Annotated in this window: 9 protein-coding genes and 1 pseudogene; 5 read left to right on the top strand and 5 right to left on the bottom strand. The window is 65.1% G+C overall.

Annotated features, from left to right (window positions below; genetic code table 11):
• Window positions 1–241 precede the first annotated feature (241 nt).
• The 3 genes from AB0J69_RS60995 to AB0J69_RS60985 form a co-directional block, all read right to left on the bottom strand.
• Complete coding sequence (locus tag AB0J69_RS60995; protein WP_364138374.1) at window positions 242–427, bottom strand: hypothetical protein; 186 nt, start codon at window positions 425–427, stop codon at window positions 242–244.
• A gap of 591 nt (window positions 428–1,018) precedes the next feature.
• On the bottom strand, window positions 1,019–1,312 hold the full coding sequence (locus AB0J69_RS60990) for a helix-turn-helix domain-containing protein (RefSeq protein WP_364138380.1): 294 nt from the start codon (window positions 1,310–1,312) through the stop codon (window positions 1,019–1,021).
• Window positions 1,313–2,192: 880 nt separating this feature from the next.
• Window positions 2,193–2,462, bottom strand: a complete 270-nt coding sequence (locus tag AB0J69_RS60985; RefSeq protein WP_364138371.1) for a hypothetical protein — start codon at window positions 2,460–2,462, stop codon at window positions 2,193–2,195.
• A 154-nt stretch (window positions 2,463–2,616) separates the two neighbouring features.
• Here AB0J69_RS60985 and cutA point away from each other — a divergent pair, with 154 nt between their 5' ends.
• The 4 genes and pseudogenes from cutA to AB0J69_RS60965 all read left to right on the top strand — a co-directional run bounded on the left by cutA (window position 2,617) and on the right by AB0J69_RS60965 (window position 5,158).
• The gene (gene cutA, locus AB0J69_RS60980; RefSeq protein ID WP_364138368.1) at window positions 2,617–3,024 is read left to right on the top strand and encodes a divalent cation tolerance protein CutA; all 408 of its coding nucleotides are present in this window, start codon (window positions 2,617–2,619) and stop codon (window positions 3,022–3,024) included.
• A 125-nt stretch (window positions 3,025–3,149) separates the two neighbouring features.
• Window positions 3,150–3,380 (top strand): annotated as a pseudogene (locus AB0J69_RS60975) (tyrosine-type recombinase/integrase); the annotation flags it as partial.
• A 124-nt stretch (window positions 3,381–3,504) separates the two neighbouring features.
• Complete coding sequence (locus tag AB0J69_RS60970) at window positions 3,505–4,389, top strand: DUF2268 domain-containing putative Zn-dependent protease (RefSeq protein WP_364138365.1); 885 nt, start codon at window positions 3,505–3,507, stop codon at window positions 4,387–4,389.
• 10 nt (window positions 4,390–4,399) lie between these two features.
• Window positions 4,400–5,158 (top strand): MerR family transcriptional regulator, encoded by a 759-nt coding sequence (locus AB0J69_RS60965; RefSeq protein ID WP_364138362.1) that lies wholly within the window; start codon window positions 4,400–4,402, stop codon window positions 5,156–5,158.
• A 252-nt stretch (window positions 5,159–5,410) separates the two neighbouring features.
• Here the strand turns inward: AB0J69_RS60965 and AB0J69_RS60960 are convergent, their stop codons facing one another.
• Complete coding sequence (locus tag AB0J69_RS60960) at window positions 5,411–5,770, bottom strand: hypothetical protein (RefSeq protein ID WP_364138360.1); 360 nt, start codon at window positions 5,768–5,770, stop codon at window positions 5,411–5,413.
• A 458-nt stretch (window positions 5,771–6,228) separates the two neighbouring features.
• Between AB0J69_RS60960 and AB0J69_RS60955 the strand changes: the two genes are divergently transcribed.
• Window positions 6,229–8,364 carry a DNA/RNA non-specific endonuclease gene (locus AB0J69_RS60955; RefSeq protein WP_364138377.1) on the top strand — a complete coding sequence of 712 codons (2,136 nt, stop codon included), beginning with the start codon at window positions 6,229–6,231 and terminating at the stop codon, window positions 8,362–8,364.
• A gap of 26 nt (window positions 8,365–8,390) precedes the next feature.
• On the opposite strand, the gene AB0J69_RS60950 is transcribed toward AB0J69_RS60955, so the two are convergent.
• Window positions 8,391–8,699 (bottom strand): PASTA domain-containing protein (locus AB0J69_RS60950; RefSeq protein WP_364138357.1); only part of this gene is annotated, 309 nt, incomplete at its 5' end.

Here is an 8,699-nt window from a genome sequence, read left to right as displayed (position 1 = left end):
CAGCCCCAGCGCAATCGGCGACATCGCACGCGCCGCTCTTGTCCTCACGCATTTCGAGCACAACTACCTACCGGCAATTCGCTGAGATCACGTCACTGTCGCGGTCGCATCGACGGCAGCCAAGCCGAGGCCCCACCGCTGCATCGAGGGCAGAGCCTTTTCGGGTTCGCCTTGGTCTCCGGGAATTTCGGTCGGATATCTTTACGCTGACCTGCGCTGATGCGGCCTGGTCGCCGCCTGATCATTCCCGCGCGCCAGCGAGAGCCTTGTAGGCGGTGGACCGGCCGAACTTCAGGGTGCGGGCGGCCTCGGTGACGCTCACGAAGTCGGCGACCAGGTGGCGCAGCGTGACGAGCTCGGCCGGGCCGACTGTCCGGGGGCGGCCGCCAGCTACGTCGAAGACCTTTGAGCCCTTCCTCGCAGCCACCCAACCGATGGCCTTCAGCTACTCGGTCCCACAACATGAGAACGCTTGAGCCCTACAGTCCAGAGGATCTGGCAGAGGACATGACTGGAATGGTGAATAGCGGTGGCGGCGTCTTGATAATAGGCGTAGAAACCGACAAAGCTGACCGGGCTGCCAAATTACACGATCACGACCTCAGAGTAATGGAACAGCGAGCCGTTCAAGCAGCCCGCGAAGGCATAGACGAGCCGATTTGTATAGATCCAGTTCCGGTCCCCGGCCGAGCCGATCAAGCTACCGGTCACTCGTCATAATCATTCCGCCCAGCGACCGCATCCCTCACTTGAGCGTCAAGCGGGGACGAATCCTTCATCGCGTAGGCACGCATAACAAACCTATGACGCGGCGAGAAGTGGGGGCCGCTTTTGCTCTGGGCGGTACAGCATTCGCCCGAGAATTTGGCCTAATATCAACAGGGGAACCGGCCGCAATTGCAGCTACCGTGTATCGCAATCGCAGCGATCCATCCAATGGGATCGTGCGCGTAAAAAACCGAGCCAGTGGTCGTTTGGTGGCGTCGCCAGGTCTTAAAGCTTAGGCTGTCTGAATTCATTATTGCCCGAAGATACCTAGGCTGGGCACCTCTTTCAAACGTTCAATGTTAATCCAATATGCGTTCCGAAGTAGCCTATAATCAAAATCGCCACCTTGTGGAATACGGTGCATGGTAAGCAATTCGTAACTTTCCAACTCCTTACGGGCTCGCGTCCACGTATCTGACGATATTCCATATGCGAGACGTCTGTATTTAGGCACATAACATGGCTTTGTGTGGCCTCCTTGCAGCTCCATAAGTATAAGAAGAAGCGCTACGCCGGTAGGCGATAGGACGAGAATCCATCCCAACGTCCAAAACTCGATAGGGACCCCTACATAGCGGCCCTCCTCTGAGGCGCGGATATACTCTCCCCCATCTCCGTGAGCACTCAACAATGTAATCGCCGGCGGTCGCCCTACCCGAGGCTGGAGCGCGATGTATTCATTGTCGCTCAACCACTTGAAATTGGTGCTAACTCGTCGAGCTCCCGTTTCAGGAGGTGGTCCTGGTTGTACTTTCCCTCTCTCTCAGAAGGGTCTCACAATGACGCAGCAGCCGTCATAACAGTCTGCCAAAACAGTTGTATATAGCCGCTGTGAGCGGTGGATTTCTCATTCACTAGCGTCCATCATGGCATTTGACCTGCAGTTTTGCCTCTGCAACTCTTTCGTCACAAGCGACGCCGCCGACGCACAGGCGGGGTCGGACATGCAGCCCGGTTTCCGACGATCGACGGGCACCAGACGGGAGACGGAGGTATCTGAGGTCATGAAGCGAAACACCGACACCGAACGAGACGTAGCAACACGAGGGCTCTGGCTAGCGATCATTGTGCTCGGAAGCATTATGACGGCAGCCTTGACATGCGTCGTGTTCCGATTGCTCGGAGTGGATATAGCAACGGCGCTAGGGACGGGTGGAGCAGCCTTTGTTGCTACCATGACGCTAGGCATCGCCGCCCGAAAATACCTCTCCGACTAGAGGTTCAGAGGTTCCATACCGCCAGTACACAGTGTTCCTGGCGTTTTGCATCTCCTATCGTCGGCCTCTCTGCTCAAGTGTCCCGGCCGTCCCCGCCCTGAGGGCCGCAGCTATGAGGAGGACGGGGGGATTAGAGCCGGAACCTGCAGGTCGTATGCCTGATCGCCGAGCCATTAAGCAAGGCGACGATGGGTCAGTCACGATCACTCATGACTGGAAGGCGGGGGCATCCGGCTTAAGGGCCTGGACCAGGAGGAAGTGGAGTCCGTCGCCGCCATCGGTGATGGGTGTGATGCGGATGCTGGTGAAGCTCTGACCAAGCCGAGTGGCTGACGAGGCGATCGGCGAGCAGGAATCGACGGACACCAGCACCGGAGACCGGACGACGGCTGCCTGTTGCTGAGACAGGTCGGGTTGCAGTTTTGGTTGCAGTTCACCGTCGTTCCAGCTCGTTCGGGAAAGACCGCGTAGCGGCATTGCTCCAGCTTGAACTGATCGAGCCGGGCGAGATCCAAGCTGCTAATGCGGTTTGGCTTCCATGCGGAACTCGCATTCTGGCGTCTAGTTCTGCCTGGCCAGTGGGATCCCGCGACATCGGCCCTCCTAGAATCCCGCTACGGCATACGATCACATGAGCACGACTAGTTCTGAGAAGAACGACAGAAGTTCATGCCCCAGCCGATCGCCGCATCAGGACACCAAGGATGGCCCCATGGCGGACTACGTACAGGTGCTGACGACTACTGAGAGCCGTGAGGACGCGTACCGGCTTGCTCACCAGCTCATAGGCACGGGGTACGCGGCGGTGGTTCAGGTGAACGGTCCTGTTGTGTCGATCTTTCGGCAGGACAGCGTCGTGGTGGAGGCCCAGCAGTGGCAACTCGTCCTGCGAACGATGAGCACGCACATCCGTGCCATCGAGGAGTGTATTCGGGCCCACCACCGCCACCATCCGCGACCGGCGCGCCGCTGTCTTGACGGCCGCTCAGAGCGCCCATCCCGAGCGGTTCGCCAGCGGCGGCACTCCCGTCCCGCCTGACCTACCCGGCCCGGCGTGGATCAACAAGCCCAAGAACGCCGTCCAAGAGGTCACCACAGAGAACTCGACACAGAATTAGTCCAGCTCAGCTGCCTTGATCAAATTGACAGGTTCCGCGCGAATTCCGCCTCATCACCGAGGCGGCCGGCATCGGCACGAATTGGTGCCCGCGCGAACTGCGGCACAGCTTCGTGTCCCTGCTGTCCGCACACAACGTGGCCCTTGAGGAGATCGCCCGCCTCGTTGGCCACTCGTCAACACATGTCACCGAAACCGTCTACCGGCACGAGATCCGACCAGCGCTCACCGAGGGTGCGATCGTGATGGACAAGATCTTCAAGTCACAGGCCGGGTAGAGCACTGGCTCCCCGTCTGGCTCCCAAAGATCGATAAGGCTTTCTACACCTGCCCTGACCAGTCAGGAAAACCGGATCCTCTCGGTTTGACGTTGACGCTGCGTCAACTTCTAGCATCGGGGCCATGTCGATCACTGTTCTTGACACGTACTCCACCATGAGGCGGATCCTGCTGGCCCCGGTCGCGGACCGCGTCGAGCTGCTGCGTTCGATGCTGGAGCCCATCCGGGGCATGTACCGCTACTACCCCGGCGAGGTCGACCTGGTGGCCATGCACCGGGAAGCGTCCGGGTTCCCCATCGACCGGGACGAGGCGCGTTGCCTTGACGCGCTCGAAACGCTGGCGGCGGCCGGGGCCTGGGAGCGGATGCGACGCGCCTTGGACGGCGCTCTCGACGTGCTGCTGGAGGCGACGCCGGGGCTGGAGGCCCCGGACGTCACCGTGCTGTTCGTGCTCGGCGATCCGGGTGACGAGCACTTCATGGGCCCATGTCAGGGAGTGACCGGGTTCGGCGGCATCTCCGGCCAGATCGTGATCATGTTCTGGCCCTTCGCCGAGAACGTGGAGCGGCTGGAGGCCACCGCCGTGCACGAACTCCACCACAACCTGCGGTTCGGTCCGGGCGGGGTGGTGTGGGACCCGATGACCGTCACTGTCGGCGATCACATCGTCTCCGAGGGCCTGGCCGACGCATTCGCCCGTCAGCTCTGCGGGGACGAGCTCGGCCGCACCCGCATCGGCGTGCCGCACCTGCACGACGACGAGGTCTTCGCCAAGGTGCTCACCGGGCTCGACGTGACAGGCATGCACAACTTCACTGCCTGGGTGCACGGCGACCCCAGCGCCGAGCGCTTCGGCCTCACCCCGGTGGGGCTGCCGATGGGCGCCGGGTACGCCGCCGGCAACCGGCTGGTCGACGCCTACCTGGCGGCGACCGGGCGGACGGCGGCGCAGGCCCTGCACGCCGACAGCTCGGAGATCATCGCAACCACGCTGCGCCGCGGGTGACACTGGGACGATGGAGTGGACGATCCAGGAGCTCGCGGCGAGGGCCGGCATCACCAGCCGCACCCTGCGTCACTACGACCGCGTCGGGCTCCTGTCCCCGTCCCGGGTCGGCGCGAACGGGTACCGCTACTACGACTCGGGCGCGGTCGCCCGGCTACAGCGGATCCTGCTCATGCGCCGGCTCGGCATGGGCTTGCCGGCCATCGCCAAGGTCCTGGCGGACGAGGTGGACACGTGCGACGGGCTCCGCGTCCACATCGCCGCGCTGGAGGAGGAACGGGACCGCATCGAACGGCAGATCCGCTCGGTGCGTCACACGCTCGAGGCCCTGCAGGCGGGGGCGGAGCCGCGGATGGACGTCATGCTGGCGGGGTTCAACGACCGCTACAAGGACGAGGTGATCTCACGCTGGGGCGAGCGCGCGTTCCAAGTGAGCAACGACTGGTGGCACGGCAAGACCCTCGACCAGCAGCGGGCCTGGAAGCAGGACACAGAGGACCTCGTCGCCGCATGGGTCGCCGCAGCGAAGGCCGGGCTTTCTCCGGTATCGGAACACGCTCAGTCACTGGCCGCCCGGCACGTCCGGTGGCTGAGCCAGATCCCGGGTACCCCCACGGCCGAGGGCGACCGGGAGCGCTCGATCGCGATGGTGAAGGGCCTGGGGGACATGTACGTCGACGACCCCCGCTTCACCGGCATGTATGACGACGCCACGGGGGCGGCATTCGTCCGCGACGCTCTGCACGCGTACGCGCGGACCCGGATGTAGCCCGTGCGGTCCGCACCAAATCTGCGACACCACCGAGCTCCACGTTCTCAGAATGAGAGCTCATCCCGGACGTGGCGGCCGGCGCCGCCGAGGCCGCACGTCTGAGGTGAGGGTGCCCTCGCCGTGCCGTGCCCGCGGCGGGAAGGTCGCCGCCACATGCCACACCGCCCGCTGCGGCCCAAGAAGACCTCGGTTCCAGTCAGGTCGCCTCGACGCCGCCTCCCACGGCCGTACCGTCACCTTGGGTGACGATCATCGATCTCCATTCCGCGGGGCGTCCTGATCGCGGTCGCCGTCTCCGTCGTCGAGATGCTTGCCCGCTTCATGGTCATTCGTGCGACAGGTGCCCTGCCGTCGATCGCGGCGCGGGTGAGTTAACCGATCTGTGCGCGGCTGGTGCACGAAGTCGTTGATCGAGCGGAGGTTGAGCTGCCTGCCGACGTTGTGACCGGGTTCGTTGGCGGTGGCCTCCTTGGGTGCGTGACCGTCGAAGGCGATTTCCAGACGCCAGCCGTCACGCCGCAGGATGACCGTAGGGCCGGAGGATCGCGGGACGGTCTGCACATCCCAGCCGAGTCGGTTTGCCCGGTGGGTAAGCGCGTGTGGATTCACCGATTCGTACTCCTTATTCGAACGGGGTCCAGCGGAGTTGACCTACGGGCTGTCACGGGGACTGATGCGATTGGTAGGCGGTTGGTCGATCCCTTCTATCGAGAGGACGGTCGAAAGTCCGGTTTCGGTTCCATGGCGAGCTTTGCTGGGCGGATCCCGTTGCCACATCACCGCGTCGAACCGCAGCCGTAACTCCGGGCTCGCCCAAGGATCGGTGAGGTCTTCACACGCCATGGCGAGGGCCGACCCCCCGAAACCCCTGGCCCGCCTGCCAGGGGCAGGCGCAGCCGGCCCGAGTCCCGCCTGGACGCAGACGATCCCTAAAGGGTCAGCCATGAATGGTGCTCGGCGTGCGTCGTCCGCGACGCGGATCCCCACCTGTGATTAGACAGGGAAACGGCGCCCTACCTGGGGCGATGTGGAGCGACAGGGTCGGGGGCGAGATGGATTCGGCTGTGATGGTGCCCACCGGGTTGCAGGAGGCCGTCGAGGCCCGCGTGGTGGAGCGTAGTGAGCAGCGCCGCCGGAGGATCGAGCTCCTCCAGGAGCCGGGCGGGATCGCCATGGCCGACGACCCGGCGCGGGTTGCGACCCGGATCGACCGGCTCAGCCGCTACCACCCGGACGTACGGCCGGTCAGCCCGGCGGCCATCGCCGCGCACGAGCCGGCGGCGATGGCGGCGGCCGGAGCGATCCTGGAACGGATCATCCAGACCAACGACCTGCTCGGCGTGGCGTACCTGGAGGGCGGCGTCGCCGCCGCACGGGCGGTGGGCCGGATCACCATCCGCGACCGGCGGGGACGACTCGCGGGGTACGGCACCGGCTCTCTGGTGTCGCCGGAGTTGCTGCTGACCAACCATCACGTCCTGAGCGACGCCGGCACCGCCGAGCCCAGCATCGTCGAATTCGACTACCAGGACGGTATCGACGGCCGGCCGCGGCCGCTACGGGACCTGCCGCTGGACCCGGGCCGGTTCTTCCTCGCCGACGAAGGGCTGGACATCGCACTCGTCGCCGTCAAGGCGAGCGCGGCGCAGTTGGCGTCGTTCGGGTTCAATCCGCTGGTGCAGGCGGAGGGCAAGGCGATCGTCGGGGACTTCGTGACGATCATCCAGCACCCACGGGGCGAGAAGAAGCAGATCGCCCTGCGAGAGAACCGGATCGTCGACGTCAAGGACCTGTTCCTGCACTACGAGAGCGACACCGATCCGGGCTCCTCCGGTTCCCCGGTCTTCAACGACCAGTGGGAGATCGTCGCACTGCATCATGCGAGCGTGCCGGCACCCGGGCACGCGGAGCTCGGCGGCATCGTCAACGAAGGGATCAGGGTGAGCCGGCTGCTCGCCTTCCTCCGCGACCAGCGGCTCCCCTCCGCGCAGCAGGCCCTGCTCGACAGGGTGTTCGCCGAACAGATCAGACTGCCCGGCACCACGCCCAGGGAGCCGCGCCCGCCGCTTGACGGGGCGGCGCGTCCGACGCCCGCTGGAACGGCGCGGCCCGGCCCCGATGGGTGGACGCCTGATGGGTGGAGGCCTGATGGACCGGTGCCCGCCGGAACGGCGTCCGAGGGAACGGCGTCCGAGGGAACCGCGTCCGAGGGAACGGCGCGGCCGCCCTCCGATGGGACGGCGCGGACCCTGGCGGTCACGGCGCCGTTCGATCTGTACATCCGGTGCGAGGCGGCCGATCCCGGCAGGCGGTCGCCGACGCAGGAGGCCGTCTCCATCGATCCTGACTACTCCAACCGGCGGGGCTACGACCCGGCCTTCCTCGCCGGGGGCCATCGCGTCCCGCTGCCCGCCCTGCATCCCGACCTGGTGCCGCTGGCGGCGGTCAACCGCTCTCCTTCACCCGCCGCCGGCCCTCCGTACGTGCTGCCGTACCACCACTTCAGTGTGGTGTTGAACAAGCGGCGGCGGCTGGCGTTCTTCACGGCGGTCAACATCGACGGCAATGCCAGTGTCCGGCTGCGCAGGGAGCCCGACCGCTGGACCTTCGACCCGCGGGTGCCTGAGGAGCATCAGGCCGGTGAGGAGATCTACCGCGCCAATCCGCTCGACCGCGGTCACCTGGTCCGCCGCCTGGACCCCGCGTGGGGTCCCTCTCGCGGGGTCGCCAAGCTGGGCAACGACGACACCTTCCACTTCACCAACTGCGCCCCGCAGCACGCGGACTTCAACCAGAACCAGACCACCTGGGCCGGGCTGGAGGACTACATCCTGGAGAACGCCGACAACCGGGACCTCACGGTGAGTGTCTTCACGGGGCCGGTCCTGGCGGACGACGACGATCCGTACCGGGGGGTTCAGCTCCCCCGCCAGTTCTGGAAGGTCGTCGTCATGGTGAAGCGGAACGGCGAGTTGTCCGCGACCGGATATCTGCTCAGCCAGGAACGGCTCATCAACGGCCTGGAGGTCGTGCCCGAGGACTTCTCGTACGGCGAGTACAAGACCTTCCAGGTGCCGGTGCGGCGAATCGAGGGCCTCACCGGGCTGTCGTTCGGTGACCTCGTCGCGGCGGATCCCTTCGACCGCATGGAGTCGACGACCACCGCGAAGGAGATCTCCGACCCACGTCGGATCCAGTTGTGAGCCTGTCCGACGGCGACATCGAGGTGTCAGCGCGGCTTGCCCCATGTCGGGTACGGCAGCGCGAATCGCAGCCACACGGTGACCGTTGTGTTCCTGACCACTTGGACACCCGGTTGAGGGTGCTGACGAGCCACGATGCCCTGCGTGGGAGGTGAATCGGGATCGATGTGTCGAGCGTCCAGATTCACGTGGGCGCGCGAGGCCTCGAGCCGGGCGTCGTTGATCGCCATGCCGGTGAGGTCCGGGGTGATGGTCATGTGGCGTGGCAGCGGCCAGAAGGGCGGCTGCGGTGAGCGTGCCATGTCGAAGTCACCGAAGTAAGGGCCGGCCCAGGG

The sequence above is a fragment of the Nonomuraea sp. NPDC049709 genome, assembly GCF_040674815.1.
GTDB lineage: Bacteria > Actinomycetota > Actinomycetes > Streptosporangiales > Streptosporangiaceae > Nonomuraea.
This window is presented reverse-complemented; position numbering and strand designations above follow the sequence as displayed.

Coding starts and splice junctions, on each gene's coding strand:
- AB0J69_RS60965 (WP_364138362.1), top strand. CDS start 4,400: ATGGAGTGGACGATCCAGGAGCTCGCGGCGAGGGCCGGCATCACCAGC.
- AB0J69_RS60970 (WP_364138365.1), top strand. CDS start 3,505: ATGTCGATCACTGTTCTTGACACGTACTCCACCATGAGGCGGATCCTG.
- AB0J69_RS60955 (WP_364138377.1), top strand. CDS start 6,229: ATGGTGCCCACCGGGTTGCAGGAGGCCGTCGAGGCCCGCGTGGTGGAG.
- AB0J69_RS60985 (WP_364138371.1), bottom strand. CDS start 2,462: ATGCCGCTACGCGGTCTTTCCCGAACGAGCTGGAACGACGGTGAACTG.
- cutA (WP_364138368.1), top strand. CDS start 2,617: ATGAGCACGACTAGTTCTGAGAAGAACGACAGAAGTTCATGCCCCAGC.